Below are 15,531 nucleotides of genomic sequence, written 5' to 3' on the forward strand. Positions count from 1 at the left end.
TTTCACCGGCGGCCGAGGACAGCTGTTCCGTCGTCACAGATCGGTCTCGGCGACGTAGGCTCGCTGACATGGCGTTGTTGCGGATAGCGGCCGGAATCGCGGCGGCCGCGCTGGTCCTCGGCGTGGCCGAGCTGGTCGCGGTATTCACCGGTGCGGGCAGCGCGCCCGCGTACGCGCTCGGCGCGACCGTCGTCGATCACACGCCGGACGGCTTGCGCGAGTGGGCGATCCAGAGCTTCGGCCGCAACGACAAGGCCGTGCTGTTCGTGTGCATGGGCGTGGTGGCGGTGGTGGTCGCCGGTCTGGCCGGGTGGCTCGAGCGGGCCACTCGGCCGGTCGGATCGATCGTGTTCGCGGTCTTCGGGGTGGTCGCGGCGGTCATCGGGGCCGGGCGGATCGGCGGAATCAGCGGTGCCCTGCCCGCGCTGATCGGCACCGCGGCAGGGATTCTCGCGTTGCGGGGGCTCGCCCGACGCATCGCTGCGATGTCGTCACCACCCGCGTCGACGGGCGTGGAACCGGGAGCCGGCCGCGGTGTGGGGCCAGACGACGGCGCCAAGGCGCTCGGCGGCGAATCGCCGGACGGCGCGACCGACCGAGCGCCCGTCGCCGGCGGCGCGATCACAGCCGGTAGCTCGGGCGCGACAGCCACCGGCAGCAGCGCGACCACAGCGGATGCCTCGGGAGAGACAGCCATCGGCCGGGGCGCCACCACGGGCCGGGCTGCGATCGCGGCGGAGGAGTCGCGCGTGGCGGTGACCGCCGGGCGACGGCGGGTGCTGGGCGGGATCGCCGCGACCGGCGTGATGGCCATCGGCGCCGGGCTCGCCGGGAGGTTGCTCGGTGGTGCGCGGACCGATGTGACGGCCGAGCGGTCCACCGTCGAATTGCCGCGTCCCGCAACGCCGCTACCGGAACTTCCCGCCGACGCCGACCTGCGCGTGCCCGGACTCACGTCGTATCTGACCCCGGCCGACGATTTCTACCGGATCGATACCGCGCTGATCCTTCCCCAGGTGTCCACCGCGGACTGGTCACTGCGCATCCACGGCATGGTCGACCGCGAAATCCGGCTCACCTGGGACGATCTCGCGCGCCGCACGCCGGTGGAACACCTGGTGACGCTGGCCTGTGTGTCCAATCCGATCAACGGCGATCTGATCGGCAACGCCCGCTGGCTCGGCTACCGCCTCGACGAACTGCTCGCCGAGGCGGGCCCGCACCCCGACGCCGACATGGTGCTCTCGCACAGCAAGGACGGCTGGACGGCGGGCAGTCCGCTGGCCGCGCTCACCGACGGCCGCGACGCGCTGCTGGCGATCGGGATGAACGGCGCTCCGCTGCCGGTCCAGCACGGCTATCCGGCGCGACTGGTGGTGCCCGGCCTCTACGGATACGTCTCGGCGACCAAGTGGGTCACCGAGCTCGAGGTGACACGGTTCGACAGGGCCACCGCCTATTGGACCCGGCGCGGGTGGTCGGCGCAGGGCCCGATCAAGACCGGCACCCGGATCGACACCCCGCGCGGGCGCGGCCGGATTCCGCAGGGCCGCACCACGATCGCGGGCGTCGCCTGGGCGCAGCACCGCGGCATCACCGGCGTCGAGGTGCAGATCGACAACGGCGAGTGGCGGCCCGCCCGGCTCTCGACCGAGGTCTCGATCGATACCTGGCGCCAGTGGGTCTACGACTGGGACGCCACCACCGGGCCGCACACCATCCGCGCCCGCGCCATCGACAACACCGGGGTGCCGCAGACCGCGGTCGAGCAGGATGTCGTCCCGGACGGGGCGACCGGATACCCGACCGTCACCCTCCAGGTCGCCTGATCGAACGGTTCGTCCCGGTCGTCGGCAATTCAGCCCGACAGCGCTGACGACCTGGTCGATCACCGATCCGACAGCCAGAAGGCCGGTCGCGCATCCGCGACCGGCCTTCCGCTACTCGTCGTTCAGAACCGCTGCGCCGCGAATTGCGCCGCGGTGAGGGTCATTCCGTTGACGCTGTAGAGGGTGTGCAGGGCATTGGGCTGGCCGAGCGGGGAACCGTCGCAGATGTTGTCCGCATCGATGCACAGGTCGATGGTCTTGCCCGCGTAGGGCGCGCCGATCACCACGGCGGGCGCGCCGGCATCGGCCAGGAACCGATCCGACGGCTTCCCGAACAGCGCGACCGCGGCGACGTGCTCGGCGACCTCGGGCGCCAGCGGCGCGGGCAGATGCGACTGGTACTCCAGCGGCACCCCCTCGGGCACCCCGGTGCCGGTGGCGAACCCGGCGACCGCCGCACCCTGGGAGTACCCGCCCAGCACGATCCGCGTGCTCGGGCAGTTGGCGGCGATGTACTCGACCCGCCGCTGGGCGTCGTTGATGCCGCGCACCACGGTGCGGGCGAAGGCGAGCCGGTCGGCGAAGTCGCTGCTCGCGGGGTAGTCGACCCCGTAGGCGCCGACCGAGCGGCCACCGGAGTTCAAGCGAACCGCTTCGACGAAGGACGCGCCGGTGAAACCGAGCTCACCACCGGGCTCGGCCGTGCCGCGCGCGAACACCACCTCGATGTCGGAACACGACGCCGCTGTCGCGGAGTGGATGGGCGATACCAGCGGAATCGCGGCTGCCATGAGTGCTGCAGACACGAATCGCGAAAGAGAACGTGCTGTCATTCCGGGCAGACTACCCACCTCGCCGCGTCGGCAACACCCCAGGTCACCGGCGCGGCGCCCGCGAAAGCGCCGATGCCGTCACCGGCATCGCGCTGACCGGGCCGGGTGCGGCGCCGGAACGAGCGCTGCCCGTCTCGCGCGCGGCGGGACGGGCAGCGGCGAGGCGGGTCAGGCGCCCGCGTCGGCCTTCGCCAGTTCGGGCTTCGGGGTGGCGCCCGATTCGCCGTGGCCGACGAACAGGGCCGAGGCGATCACGCCGATGATCAGGATGGCGGCGGGCAGCAGCATGGACTGGGCCAGTGAGGTGCTGAACTCGTCGAGGATCTGCGGCGGGAGCGGGCCGGTGGCCGCGCCCTCGCCGACCGGAGCGCCGCCGCCGAGGCCGTTGGCGGTGAGGCGGGCGGCGATCAACGCGCTGATCGCGGCGCTACCGAGCACCGAACCGACCTGGCGGGTGGTGTTGTAGACACCGGCGCCCGCACCGGCCTGGGTGACCGGCAGGTTGTGCGTGGCCGTGGAGGCCAGCGGCGCCCAGATGCAGGCGTTGGCCAGACCGGCGACGGCCGCGGCGAGCAGGAACCAGATGATCTGCGAATCCGGCTTCATCAGCGCGGCGAAGGCGAACGTCGACCCGGCGAACAGGGTGAAGCCGATGGTCGGCACCAGCCGCGGCGGCAGCCGGTCGGAGAACTTGCCGACGAACGGCGCCGCGAAGCCGGTGACGATCGCCATCGGCGCGAACACCAGCGCCGAGACCGTCGGCGACATCTCGCGCACCGCCTGCAGGTAGAAGTACGAGGGCACCATCATCGAGGTGACCGCGGCGCCCATCGCGGCGATGGCCAGGTTCGACAGCGAGAAGTTGCGGTCGCGGAACAGGCTCATCGGCACCAGCGGTTCGCCGCGGTTGCGGGCCTGGTTGATCACGAACGCGATCAGCATGAGCACGCCGAACCCGATCAGCAGCCAGATCCGCAGCGACCAGTCCTGCGTGTTGCCCTCCTGGATACCGAAGACCAGCGCCGTCATGCCGATACCGCTGAGCACGACGCCGACGAGGTCGAACCGGTGGTCGCTGGTCGGCAGCGCGGGCACCAGCCACACGGCCAGGCCGAAGGCGATGATGCCGACCGGGACGTTGACGAAGAAGATCCACTCCCAGCCCAGGTTGTCGACGAGCACGCCGCCCAGGATCGGGCCGACCAGCGTCGCGAGCCCGGCGACGCCGCCCCACAGGCCCATCGCGGCACCGCGCTTGTCCGGCGGGAAGGTGCGGGTGATGACGGCCATGGTCTGCGGGGTCATCAGCGCGGCGCCGATGCCCTGCGCGGCGCGCGCGGCGATCAGCATGCCGATGGACCCGGACAGACCGCACCACAGCGACGCGGCGGTGAAGATCGCCAGGCCGATCAGGTAGATGTTCTTGGGACCGAACTTGTCACCGAGCCGGCCGGTGACCAGCAGCGGCACCGCGTAGGTGAGCAGGTAGGCACTGGTCACCCAGATGACATTGGAGATGTCGGTGCTCAGGTCCTTCATGATCGCCGGGTTGGCGACCGCGACGATCGTCATGTCCAGCAGGATCATGAAGAACCCGACCACCAGCGCGAACAGCGCCAGCCACGGATTACGTTGGGTGGTCATCGAATTCGTTCCTATCGGAAGATGAGCTCGGGATATCAGTCGCGGGCGGCGCCGGCCGCCCACCTGGGTCGGGGCGCGGCATCGGGGTGGTCCCCCGGCGGCCATTCGTGGGTGGGGTCGCCGCTGTCGGTGATGCGTTCGCCGGTGTCGGGATCGAAGATCTCCCACTCGATCTCACCGGCGTCGAGGTCGGCGGCGAACCGCTCGATCCAGGTCAGTTCCGCCTGGATCGTCGCCTGGATGTATTCGAGGACGAACCAGTACCGGCGCGGGATCCGGTGCGTGCTCGCCCACGCGATCATGGCGTCGGCGTCGGTCACCGCCTCGCCCAGCCGCCCGGCCCGTTCGCGGAGCAGGGCGACGACCTGCTCGGCGGGCAGGGTGTGCGCCTCGGCGAGGGCGACCCGGAAGATCGGATACTCCTGCACCGGGGCGCGGAGCAGTTCGGTGATGCGGCCGCGCAGCGCGTCGCGACCGGTGTCGGTGATGCGGTAGGTGGTCCGTTCGGGCCGATTGCCTTCGCGTTCGGTGCCTTCGGCGCGGACCAGCTCGTCGGCCGCCAGCCGGGCCACCGCGTGATACAGCGATCCCGGCCGCACCTTGACCAGCAGGTCTTCCCGGCGGGCCATCAGCACCTGATACATCTCGTACGGATGCATGGGCCGCTCGTCCAGCGACGCGAGAACCGCGATGGCCAACGGCGTCATCGCGTTGCGACCCGGCTGTCCCACAACGCTCACCTCCACTCCCGCGCCGGCCCGCGCAGGTCCATGTTCCACACCAAATATTCCAGTAGGAATATACGGAGCGGAACAGTGACTGGCAAGCGAACTTTTCGGTACCTCGGTGTCCGATCGGGGCGATCGTGTTCGTAGTAGGGGTGAAGGAGCTTCATACCGACTGATCAGGAGCAGATGATGACCAAGGTTGTCGCACTCATGTCCATGTCCCTCGACGGCTTCGTCGCCGACCCGGACGACGGCGTCGCCGAGGTGTTCGACTGGTACTTCTCCTCGGGAGACGTCGAAGTCCCCACCGGTGGCGCGGATCCGATGACGTTCCGGGTCTCCGCGCCGAGCGCCGGGCACCTGCGGGCGCTCACCGCCGAACTCGGCGCCATGCTCACCGGACGGCGCACGTTCGAGGTCGCCCACGGCTGGGGCGGACGGCACGGGTGGGGACCCGCTTTCGTGCTCACCCATCGGGTCCCGGACGGGTGGCCGCGGCCGGATTCGACTGTCCACTTCGTCACCGACGGGCTCGAGAGCGCGGTGACGCAGGCCGTCGCGGCCGCAGCGGGCAAGTCGGTCGGCGTCCACGGCGCCGACACCATCCAGCAGTGCCTGAACGCGGGGCTGATCGACGAGATCCACGTCGATATCGCTGCGGTGCTGCTCGGGTCGGGGGTGCGGCTGTTCGATCGGCTCGCCGGTGCGCCGGTGTGGCTCGGCGACCCGGCGGTGACCGCGGGCGTCGGGGTCACCCATCTGCGCTATCCGGTGCGCAAGGCTTGATCCCGAGTCCGGTGGGCAACTCTCGAAGCGAAGGAGATGATGCGAGATGCAGTACCTGCTGTCCGTGATCCACGACCGACCCACCCTGGCCACGCCCGCGGAGGAGGCCGCGATCGACGTGTTCAACGACAAGCTGATCGCCGAGGGCTACTGGGTCTTCGCCGGTGGCCTCGGCGAGCCCGGCACCGCCACGGTCGTGGACAACCGGGGTGACGAGCCGATCGTCACCGACGGGCCGTTCGTGGAGTCCAAGGAATTTCTCATCGGCTTCTGGGTCGTCGAGGCCACCGATCTCGATGTGGCGCTCGCGCTCGCCACCGAGGGATCGAAGGCCTGCCATCGCAAGGTCGAGGTGCGGCCGTTTCTTTGAGCGGCGTCGACGCGGCGATCGTCCGGGCCCACCACGCGGAGTGGGCCCGGGTGGTCGCGGCGCTGGCTGCCCGGTTCGGCGATCTCGACATCGCCGAGGAGGCAGCGGCCGAGGCGTTCGCGATCGCCGTCGAGCGCTGGCCCGTCGACGGGGTGCCGCCCAACCCCGGCGGCTGGCTGACCACGACCGCCCAGCGCAAGGCCATCGACCGGATCCGCCGTGAGCACAAGCGCGACGACAAACAGCGGGAGGCCCGGATGCTCGACGACAACGACGCCGAACCGCCCGGCGTCATCGCGGACGAGCGACTGCGGCTGATCTTCACCTGCTGCCATCCGGCGCTGGCGATGGAAGCCAGGGTCGCGCTGACGCTGCGGATGGTCGGCGGGCTGACCGTGCCCGAGATCGCGCGAGCCTTCCTGGTGCAGGAGAGCGCCATGGGCCGGCGGATCACCCGCGCGAAGACCAAGATCAAGACGGCGGGCATTCCGTACCGGGTGCCGTCGGCGGCGGACCTGCCCGCCCGGGTCTCGGGGGTGCTCGCGGTGCTGTTCCTCGTGTTCAACGAGGGCTATCTGTCGACCGGACCCGATGCCGATCCCGTCCGGAACGACCTGACCGCCGAGGCGATCCGGCTCACCCGGCTGATCCGTGAGCTGCTGCCCGGCGACGGCGAGGTGGCCGGACTCCTGGCGCTGATGCTGCTCACCGAGGCGCGCCGGGGCGCCCGGCTGTCCTCGAGCGGCGAACTGGTCGCGCTCGACGACCAGGATCGTGGGGCGTGGGACCGGGCGCTGATCGCCGAGGGCCACCGGCTCGTCCGCGAGCGCCTCGCCACCCGGGTACCGCCCGGCCGCTACCAGATCCTCGCGGCGATCAACGCCGTCCACACCTCGGCCCGCGATATCCGCGACACCGACTGGTCCCAGATCGTCGCTCTCTACGACCAACTCGTCCGCCTGGACCCCTCCCCCATCGTCGCCCTCAACCGCGCCATCGCGGTCGCCGAACTCGACGGCCCCGAGGTAGCCCTGGCCACCGTCGACCGCCTCACCGACACCCTGCACGGCTACCACGTCTTCCACGCCACCCGCGCCGACCTGCTCCGCAGACTCGGCCACAGCCGCGCATCCCGCGCCGCCTACGACACCGCCATCGACCTGGCCACCAACCCCGCCGAGATCACCCACCTGACCCGCCGCCGCGACCAGCTGGGCGGGTGACGGTCAGATTTCGTTGTCTCTCAATAGATTTCGGCGAACAATTGCCGACTCTCTAGAGGCCGTGGGCGTCCAGCCAGGTGCGGGCGGCGGTGGCCGGGTCGGTGCCGGTGTCGACCTGGTGGATCAGGTCGGTGAGGCCCTCGGTGGTGAGTTCGCCTGCTACGTAGTTGAGTTTCTTCAGCTGGGTGCGGTCGAAGCGGCCGGAGCGGTAGAGGGCCAGGATATTCTGGGCGCGGACGGCGTATTTCGGGTCGTCGAGGACGACCAGGTCGGCCGCGGTGCCGGCGGGTGGGCCGTTGACGATGCCCACCTGGATCTCGCCCTCCCGCACGGCTTTCCGCAGCGCCGCCGGGTCCGGGTAGTGGGTGGTCGTGGCGAAGGCGCAGTCGGCGATCGTGACGGGAGCCGGGGTGGTGGGGGCGAAACCGGGCAGCTCGGTGTAGCCGGCGGTGAGGTCGGCGCAGCGCGGGGTCAGGGCGGCCAGCGTGCGGACACCGTCGCGGGCGGCGAACTCCTCGGTGACCAGGAAGCGGGAGCGCAGGTCGGTGCCGTCGGCGGCGTCGGAGGCCGACAGGCCCTGCGGGAGCGAGGCGTTGACGGCGGCCACCACGTCCTCGGGGGTGCGGGCGGGCGCGGCCGGGTTCCAGCGGTCGAGCAGGGCGCCGTCGCGGGCGGGCAGGACCGCGATGCGGCCCGCGTCGAGGTCGGCCCGCGGGTTGTCCGAGCCGCGCACGACGGCGGTCGGGGTGCCGGTGCGGGCCAGCGCCTGGGCATAGATCTCCGCGAGCACAATTGCCTCGACCGAGGAATCCGCACCCACCGCGACCACCTCGCGCTGCTCGTCGCCGGCGCACGAAACAGTGGTGAAAGCCCAGGTGGCGACCAGTAGCGCAGCCAGCTTCCGGCGCACCGCGCGCGACACCATCCGGCGACACCAACTTCCTGTATTTGCGGTCAACCCACGCAATTCGGCGCGACGCGGGCAGTATGAACTACCAGAATGTACCTGCGGCCCCCGGGTCGCATGCACAGCGCACTGCCCGCCTTTGCCGGAAGGACACCAGTGAAAACCGCGTTCGCCTCCTCTTCGCACGGACAACGTCGACCGGCACGCCGCTTCGCGCTCCGGGCGGGCCGGGTGCTGGCAGCCGCGGTCGCGCTGGCCGCCGCCATGATCGTGTCCGCCTGCGGCAACTCCGACCCATTGGCCGCCAAGGGCGATTGCGCCAGCGACGCGCTGATCATCGGATCGGCCAATTTCCCCGAGTCCGAGACCGTGGCCAATATCTACACCGAGGTGCTGCGGATCAACGGGTTCAAGGTCGACACGAAGTTCAACATCGGCAGCCGCGAGGCCTATATCCCCGCCTTACGCCAGTGCGCGATCTCGCTGATCCCGGAATACACCGGCAACCTGCTGCAATACCTGGACAAAGACGCGACCGCCACCTCCGAGGCCGATGTGAACGCGGCGCTGACCACGGCGCTCGGCACCGAGCTGGCCATCGCGACGCCCGCCCCCGGCCAGGATTCCGACGCCGTGGTCGTCACCCGCGCGACCGCCGACCGGTGGAACCTGCGCAGCATCGCCGATCTCGCGCCGCATTCGGCCGAGGTGAAGTTCGGCGCGCCCGCGGAATTCGCGCAGCGCCCCGGCGGACTGCCCGGCCTGAAGAAGAACTACGGACTCGACATCAGCGACGCGAATTTCGTGCCGATCGCCGACGGCGGCGGTCCGGCGACGGTGCGCGCGCTGGTCGACGGCCAGGTCACCGCGGCCGATATCTTCACCACCTCACCCGCGATCGCGCAGAACAACCTGGTCGTGCTGGCCGATCCGAAGAGCAATTTCGCCGCCCAGAACGTGGTGCCGCTGTTCAACGCCGCGAAGAAGACCGACAAGGCGGTGGCCGTCCTCGACGCGGTGTCGGCCAAACTCACCACCACCGAACTGATCTCGCTCAATACCGCGGTCTCGGGCGACGCCAAGATCGAACCGAAGGCCGCCGCGCTCGCCTGGATCACCGCGCAGGGACTCGACTCCCCGATCGGCTAGGCAGGCGCCCACTAGGAGAATCCGTGTCCGATATCGAATTCCGCGGCATCGAGAAGACCTATCCGGACGGGACGCGGGCGGTTCGCGACCTGAATCTGCGGATCGACTCGGGCTCGTTCACCGTCTTCGTCGGTCCGTCCGGCTGCGGCAAGACGACCTCGATGCGGATGATCAACCGGATGGTGACGCCGAGCGCGGGCAGTATCCACATCGACGGCCGCGATATCGCGACGGTCGATCCGGTGAAACTGCGCCTCGGCATCGGGTACGTCATCCAGAGCGGCGGGCTGCTGCCCAACCGCAAGGTGATCGACAATGTGGCGACCGTGCCGATGCTGCTCGGCGCCTCCCGCAAGTCCGCGCGGTCCGCGGCCATGGCCGTGCTGGACCGGGTCGGGCTGGATCGCGCGCTGGCCGACCGGTATCCGGCGCAGCTCTCCGGCGGTCAGCAGCAGCGCGTCGGGGTGGCGCGGGCGCTCGCGGCCGACCCACCGGTGCTGCTGATGGACGAACCGTTCAGTGCCGTCGACCCGGTGGTGCGGGCGGAGTTGCAGGTCGAGATGCAGCGGCTGCAGGCCGAACTGCACAAGACGATCGTGTTCGTCACCCACGACATCGACGAGGCGATCACCCTCGGCGACAAGATCGCGGTCTTCGGGCGCGGCGGGGTGCTGCAGCAGTTCGACGCGCCCGAGCGGGTCCTCGCCCAGCCCGCCACCGATTTCGTCGCCGGGTTCGTCGGCCGGGATCGCGGCTATCGCGCGCTGTCGTTCCGCACCGCCGACGCCGTGGCGTTGGCACCGATCCGGACCGTCGAGGCCGACGGGGTCGCCGGGCTCCGGCTGGCGCGGGGCGAGTGGGCGCTGGTGGTCGACGCCGACGGCAAGCCCGGCGGCTGGGTGGATGTGACCGGGGTGGAAGCCGTCCGCGCCGGAAAACCGCTGTCCGCCGGCGTGTCCGCGGGTGGCTCGCTGTACCCGCCGGACGGCGACCTGCGCCAGGCACTGGACGCGGCGATCTCCTCGCCGTCGGGCATCGGGGTGGCCGTCGACGACGCCGGCGCCGTGCGCGGCGGGCTGCTGGCCACCGACGTGCTCGCCCAGCTCGCCGAGCAGCGTGGCCGCGAGGACGCGGAACGGAATCGGGAGTTCTTCGACCAGGACGCGCCGTGCGATACCTGATCGACAATTTCGCCGAGGTCATGGCGATCACCCGCACCCACCTGGTGCTCGCGCTGGTGCCGCTGCTGCTCGGGCTGGCCATCGCGGTCCCGGTCGGCGCGGTGATCCGGGGCGCCGGGTGGGCCAGGCGGATCACCACGACGGTGTCGAGCCTGGCCTACACGATTCCCTCGCTGGCACTGTTCGTGATCATTCCGCCGCTGGTCGGGATCTCGGCCATCGACCCGCTCAATGTGATCATCGCGCTCACCGTGTATTCCACGGCGCTGCTGCTGATCGCGGTGCCGACCGCGCTGGACACCGTGCCCGCCGCGGTGATCGACGCCGCCGACGCGATCGGGTTCGGCCGGTTGCGACGCACCCTCACCGTCGACCTGCCGCTGGCGCTGCCGGTGTTCGTCGCCACGCTGCGGGTCGTGGTGGTCACCAATATCGCGATGGTGTCGGTGGGCGCGCTGATCGGGGTCGGCGGGCTCGGCAAGCTGTTCACCCAGGGCTATCAGCGCGACTATCCGGATCAGATCGTGGCGGGCATCATCGTCACCCTCGCGCTCGCGCTGATCTTCGACCGGCTGGTGTTCCTGCTCGGCCGCTTCGCCACGCCGTGGACCCGCGCCGACACGCACGGGCAGCGGACACCGCGAGAGGACGCGGCATGAATCTGTTCGTCGACGCCTGGCAGTACCTGAGCGACGGCGCGAACTGGGGCGGCCCGGCCGGGATCGACACCCGGCTGCTGCAACACCTCTGGTACAGCGTCCTGGCGGTCGCGCTGTCGGCGGTGATCGCGGTGCCGCTCGGGTTGGTCATCGGGCACACCCGGCGGGGCAGCGCGCTGCTGGTCGGCTTCGCCAACGCGATGCGCGCGCTGCCGACGCTGGGTCTGCTCACCTTCCTGGTGCTGCTGCTCGGGCTCGGCTTGATCCCGCCGCTGCTGGCCCTGATCACCGTCGGGGTCCCGCCGCTGCTGGCGGGCGCCTACGCGGGCATCGCGAACGTGCCCGCCGATGTCGTCGACGCCTCGCGCGCGATGGGGATGACCGAGCCGCAGATCCTGTTCCGGGCCGAACTGCCCAATGCCCTGCCGGTGATCCTCGGCGGATTGCGGGCCGCGACGCTGCAGGTGGTCGCCACCGCGACCATCGCCGCCTACGTCAACCTCGGCGGGCTCGGCCGCTACATCTTCGACGGGATCGGTCTCTATCGCTACGACCTGGTCCTGGTGGGCGCGCTCCTGGTGGCGGCCCTCGCCCTGGTGCTGGACGCGCTGCTGGCGGCGGCGGTCTGGGTGAGCGCGCCGGGCACCGGACGGCTGGCGCGCGGGACGATCGTCGACACCGACGTGTCGCTGGCCACGGAGTAGTCCGGGTCGTCGACCGTCGCCGGTGGCGAGGGTCAGTCGTCGCCGAGCAACGCGCGCAGGTGCGGATCGGCCGCCAGCACCTGCTGCATCCGGGCGCGCTCCTGGGCCCGATGGGCTCGCGACTGGAGCCACTCCTGCACGGCCGTCACGACGGCCGCGTTCATCGACAGGCCATCGGCCTCGGCGGCGGTGACGAGCTGAGCGTGCACCTCGTCGGGCAGCTGCACGGTGAGGGAGGTCATCACCCGATGATCCCAGACAACGCGAGAGCGCCCCGTTCCGGGGAACGGGGCGCTCTCGGTCGATCAGGGAACTACGCGACGCCCTCGGCGCGCGCGGCCTCGGCCACGGCCTCGGCGACCGCGGGCGCGACGCGCGGGTCCAGCGGGCTGGGGATGATCCGGTCGACGGCCAGCTCACCGGCGACGACACCGAAGATGGCGTCGGCGGCGGCGACCTTCATGCCCTCGGTGATCCGGCGGGCGCCGGCGTCCAGCGCACCCTTGAACACACCGGGGAAGGCGAGCACGTTGTTGATCTGGTTCGGGAAGTCGCTGCGGCCCGTCGCCACGATCGCGGCGTACTTGGCGGCCACCTCGGGGTGGATCTCCGGGTCCGGGTTCGACATGGCGAACACGATCGACTCCGGCGCCATCGAGGCGATGAGCTCCTCGGGGATGGTGCCCGCGGACAGGCCGAGGAACACGTCGGCGCCGGCCAGGGCCTCGGCGGCACCACCGGTCAGGCCGCGCGGGTTGCTGCGGGCGGCCAGGTCGGCCTTCACGCCGTTGAGGCCGTCCCGACCGGTGCTGACGATGCCCTTGGAGTCGAGCACGACCACATCGGGCACGCCGGCGGCGAGCAGGATGTTGGCGCAGGCCACACCGGCCGCACCGGCACCGGACACCACGACCTTCAGCGCCGACATGTCGCGGCCCTGCTGCGCGGCAGCGCCCTTGAGGGCGGCCAGCACCACGATGGCGGTGCCGTGCTGGTCGTCGTGCATGACGGGGCAGTCCAGGGCCTCGATGACCCGCTGCTCGATCTCGAAGCAGCGCGGCGCCGAGATGTCCTCGAGGTTGACCGCGCCGAAGCTCGGGCGCAGGCGGATCAGGGTCTCGACGATCTCGTCCGGATCGGTGGTGTCGAGCACCAGCGGGATCGAGTTCAGGCCGGCGAACTTCTTGAACAGCGCGGCCTTGCCCTCCATCACGGGCAGCGAGGCGCGCGGGCCGATGTCACCCAGGCCGAGCACGGCGGTGCCGTCGCTGACCACGACCACGAGGCGGTCGGTCCAGGTGTAGGTCTTGGTGAGCGCCGCGTCCTCGGCGATCGCCCGGCTGACCTGGGCCACACCGGGGGTGTAGGCGATCGACAGATCACGCTGGGTCTCGAGCGGGGCGCTGAGCTCGACCGACAGCTTGCCGCCGAGGTGACCCGCGAAGATCTCGTCTTGGGTGATGGCAGCCAGGCTCGCTGCGTCATCGGCCTGGGGCGCCGCGGTGGCATTCGGTGCGTCAGTCACAGGTGACACGATTTCACTCCTGCTCGAGTCGGACTCAACCGGGGGACGGTTACCGCCGGGTATATCGGGATTACGGAATTGCATGACGCTCATAGGGTGCGCAGCCAGGGCGAATACCGGAGAAAACCGGTCGCGTGGCGCGACACTGATCCGCCGAGCGGAGCCGGACGGGTGGTCCGGTCGGACATACGGGTCGACCCTCGGCCGCGACGGTGCGTCGCGGGGCGGAAGGTCGCCATGGTCCCCGAACCCGGCGGTGGCAAGGGCAGGGAATCCGCAACATTCTGCCAGCCCGGTCGACTCCTTGCCAAACCGGATCCGTGTGTCACCCGGCCGCGCGTCATGGATCGAGGGTATCCGCGGCGAATTGCCATGGCGTTAGAGAAAACTCGCAGTTGAGGGGGAACATCCGGTGAACAATCACACCGCGGCGGGTCGGCCCGCGGTGAGCTGATCGTCGGCCGGGACGCGCCGCACCCACACCGCGTCCAGCCCACCACAGCGCTGGCGCACCTGCCACTCCGGCGCGGCCAGCGGGTGGTCGATCCGGCGGTGGATACCGCGGGTCTCGGTGCGCACCAGCGCGCTGTAACCGGCCCAGCGCGCGACCGCGAGCAGCGCCGCCGCCTGCCTGGCTCTGACCTGTTCGGCGCCGAGGCCGCCCAGCTCGAACTGCGCGCCCGGCCACATGGCGTCCAGCTCGGCGATGCTGTCGGCCAGGCTACCCGCACTGCGCCGGTAGCTGCGCCGCAGCGGCAGGGTGTGCTCCTGCACCAGCCCGATCACCGAGCGCGGATCGATGTGCGCGTGCAGGCCGAGACCGGCGCCGGGGACCGGCCGCGCGCTGGTCGCGCGCTCGGTGGCCACCGCGAAGGCGGCGGCGCCCTCGCCCGCCCAGGTCCCCGAGGCCAGCGCCCAGGCACCGCTCAGGCCGCCGGTCGCGCCCGCGGCCCCCGTGACGACCTCACGCCCGGCGAGGGCGCCCGCGACGAACAGCCCGCGCACGGTGGTCGCGCAGTCGGGTCCGGTCAGCGCCACCCCGCCCGCGCCGAGCACCGTGCCCTCGAGCACCGCGCGCACCGGCACCCGCCCCGCCGGGTCGACCGCGCCGTGCCTGCTCAGCCAGTGCCGGACGGTGTCGGGCACCTCGTGCAGCGCGGCGAAGACCCGCCCGCCGTCGGCGAGCGCGGCCAGGGCCGCCGGGTACCGGCCGGGCAGTTCCGCGCCCGCCTCGTCGTAGAGCGCGGCGAAGCGCACCGAGAGGCCGGGGGCGACAGCCGGATTCGGATGCACCCGCGACAGCACCGGGGCCAGGCCGTAGGCGCTGGAGAATTCCATCCCGGACAGCTCGGCGCCCGCCTCGACCGCCATCAGCAGGCCCTCGCCGGTGTTCACCTCGGTGCCGGCGCCGCCGGACAGGAACGCGCAGCCACCGGTGGCCACGACCACCGCGCCCGCCCGGATCGTCCACGGCCGGAACCGGTTGTGCCGCTGGATGCCCGCCGCGCCGACCACCGTGCCCGCCGGATCGACGAGCAGTTGCAGGGCCGGATGATGATCGAGGATGCGCACGCCCACCTCCAGCGCGCCCCGGCGCAGCCTGCGCAGGTAGCTCGCGCCGTCCAGGTGCACCACCGGCGGATCGCCGCCCGCGGTGTCGGGCACCCGGTGCCGTGTGCCGGACCAGACCTGCAGGCGGCGATGGGTCTCGTCGACGACCCGGTGCAGCCAGTCCGCGTCACCGAGGCCGCCGCCACGGGCCAGCGCCGTGTCGACGACGTCGGCGCGGCTGTGACCGGGCGCGACGTCCCAGATCATCGTGCTGCCGTAGACCGTCGGGCCACTGGACCCGCACCGGCTCTTGTCGACCAGGACGACCCGCGCGCCCGCGGCCGCCGCCGAGACGGCGGCCCACAACCCGGCGGGTCCGCCGCCGAGGATCAGAACATCCGTCTCGATGTTGCTCACAAAGAGAAATATTCGGGGACAGTTC

15 protein-coding genes are annotated in these 15,531 nt (G+C 71.1%); 8 read left to right on the forward strand and 7 right to left on the reverse strand.

Translation table 11 applies throughout. The features are described 5' to 3' along the window. Nucleotides 1-68 precede the first annotated feature (68 nt). Nucleotides 69-1,829, forward strand: a complete 1,761-nt coding sequence (locus AB0L91_RS06190; protein WP_365007608.1) for a molybdopterin-dependent oxidoreductase — start codon at nucleotides 69-71, stop codon at nucleotides 1,827-1,829. A 122-nt stretch (nucleotides 1,830-1,951) separates the two neighbouring features. Here the strand turns inward: AB0L91_RS06190 and AB0L91_RS06195 are convergent, their stop codons facing one another. From AB0L91_RS06195 to AB0L91_RS06205, 3 genes are all read right to left on the reverse strand, one after another. Next, a complete protein-coding gene (locus tag AB0L91_RS06195; RefSeq protein WP_355276302.1) occupies nucleotides 1,952-2,620 on the reverse strand; it encodes a cutinase family protein in 669 nt (222 codons plus the stop codon). 210 nt (nucleotides 2,621-2,830) lie between these two features. Further along, complete coding sequence (locus AB0L91_RS06200; RefSeq protein WP_357343235.1) at nucleotides 2,831-4,306, reverse strand: DHA2 family efflux MFS transporter permease subunit; 1,476 nt, start codon at nucleotides 4,304-4,306, stop codon at nucleotides 2,831-2,833. Between the two features lie 35 nt (nucleotides 4,307-4,341). Then, the gene (locus tag AB0L91_RS06205) at nucleotides 4,342-5,046 is read right to left on the reverse strand and encodes a PadR family transcriptional regulator (RefSeq protein ID WP_365007611.1); all 705 of its coding nucleotides are present in this window, start codon (nucleotides 5,044-5,046) and stop codon (nucleotides 4,342-4,344) included. A gap of 177 nt (nucleotides 5,047-5,223) precedes the next feature. Between AB0L91_RS06205 and AB0L91_RS06210 the strand changes: the two genes are divergently transcribed. From AB0L91_RS06210 to AB0L91_RS06220, 3 genes are read left to right on the forward strand one after another with little or no spacing between them, the layout of a single operon-like run. Beyond that, entirely contained in the window at nucleotides 5,224-5,820 is a 597-nt protein-coding gene (locus AB0L91_RS06210; RefSeq protein ID WP_365007613.1) for a dihydrofolate reductase family protein, read from the forward strand. Between the two features lie 46 nt (nucleotides 5,821-5,866). Further along, on the forward strand, nucleotides 5,867-6,190 hold the full coding sequence (locus AB0L91_RS06215) for a YciI family protein (protein ID WP_365007615.1): 324 nt from the start codon (nucleotides 5,867-5,869) through the stop codon (nucleotides 6,188-6,190). Continuing rightward, on the forward strand, nucleotides 6,187-7,413 hold the full coding sequence (locus tag AB0L91_RS06220; RefSeq protein WP_365007618.1) for a DUF6596 domain-containing protein: 1,227 nt from the start codon (nucleotides 6,187-6,189) through the stop codon (nucleotides 7,411-7,413). Before AB0L91_RS06215 ends, AB0L91_RS06220 begins: the two co-directional genes overlap by 4 nt. Before the next feature lie 52 nt (nucleotides 7,414-7,465). On the opposite strand, the gene AB0L91_RS06225 is transcribed toward AB0L91_RS06220, so the two are convergent. Continuing rightward, nucleotides 7,466-8,338, reverse strand: a complete 873-nt coding sequence (locus AB0L91_RS06225; RefSeq protein ID WP_365007620.1) for a glycine betaine ABC transporter substrate-binding protein — start codon at nucleotides 8,336-8,338, stop codon at nucleotides 7,466-7,468. Nucleotides 8,339-8,584: 246 nt separating this feature from the next. On the opposite strand from AB0L91_RS06225, the gene AB0L91_RS06230 reads away from it, so the two are divergent. From AB0L91_RS06230 to AB0L91_RS06245, 4 genes are read left to right on the forward strand one after another with little or no spacing between them, the layout of a single operon-like run. After that, nucleotides 8,585-9,469 carry an ABC transporter substrate-binding protein gene (locus AB0L91_RS06230; RefSeq protein WP_365011195.1) on the forward strand — a complete coding sequence of 295 codons (885 nt, stop codon included), beginning with the start codon at nucleotides 8,585-8,587 and terminating at the stop codon, nucleotides 9,467-9,469. A 23-nt stretch (nucleotides 9,470-9,492) separates the two neighbouring features. Continuing rightward, entirely contained in the window at nucleotides 9,493-10,650 is a 1,158-nt protein-coding gene (locus AB0L91_RS06235; RefSeq protein ID WP_365007622.1) for an ABC transporter ATP-binding protein, read from the forward strand. Then, nucleotides 10,638-11,309, forward strand: a complete 672-nt coding sequence (locus AB0L91_RS06240; protein WP_365007623.1) for an ABC transporter permease subunit — start codon at nucleotides 10,638-10,640, stop codon at nucleotides 11,307-11,309. The genes AB0L91_RS06235 and AB0L91_RS06240 overlap by 13 nt, the downstream gene beginning before the upstream one ends. Further along, on the forward strand, nucleotides 11,306-12,013 hold the full coding sequence (locus tag AB0L91_RS06245; RefSeq protein ID WP_365007625.1) for an ABC transporter permease: 708 nt from the start codon (nucleotides 11,306-11,308) through the stop codon (nucleotides 12,011-12,013). The genes AB0L91_RS06240 and AB0L91_RS06245 overlap by 4 nt, the downstream gene beginning before the upstream one ends. Nucleotides 12,014-12,045: 32 nt before the next feature. Here the strand turns inward: AB0L91_RS06245 and AB0L91_RS06250 are convergent, their stop codons facing one another. The 3 genes from AB0L91_RS06250 to AB0L91_RS06260 all read right to left on the reverse strand — a co-directional run bounded on the left by AB0L91_RS06250 (nucleotide 12,046) and on the right by AB0L91_RS06260 (nucleotide 15,506). Beyond that, nucleotides 12,046-12,255, reverse strand: a complete 210-nt coding sequence (locus AB0L91_RS06250; protein ID WP_355276321.1) for an Arc family DNA-binding protein — start codon at nucleotides 12,253-12,255, stop codon at nucleotides 12,046-12,048. Nucleotides 12,256-12,326: 71 nt separating this feature from the next. Beyond that, on the reverse strand, nucleotides 12,327-13,484 hold the full coding sequence (locus AB0L91_RS06255; RefSeq protein WP_355276562.1) for an NADP-dependent malic enzyme: 1,158 nt from the start codon (nucleotides 13,482-13,484) through the stop codon (nucleotides 12,327-12,329). Between the two features lie 474 nt (nucleotides 13,485-13,958). Beyond that, on the reverse strand, nucleotides 13,959-15,506 hold the full coding sequence (locus AB0L91_RS06260) for an FAD-binding protein (RefSeq protein WP_365007628.1): 1,548 nt from the start codon (nucleotides 15,504-15,506) through the stop codon (nucleotides 13,959-13,961). Nucleotides 15,507-15,531: the final 25 nt, after the last annotated feature.

The organism is Nocardia sp. NPDC051833, from assembly GCF_040681225.1.
Taxonomy (GTDB): Bacteria; Actinomycetota; Actinomycetes; order Mycobacteriales; family Mycobacteriaceae; genus Nocardia.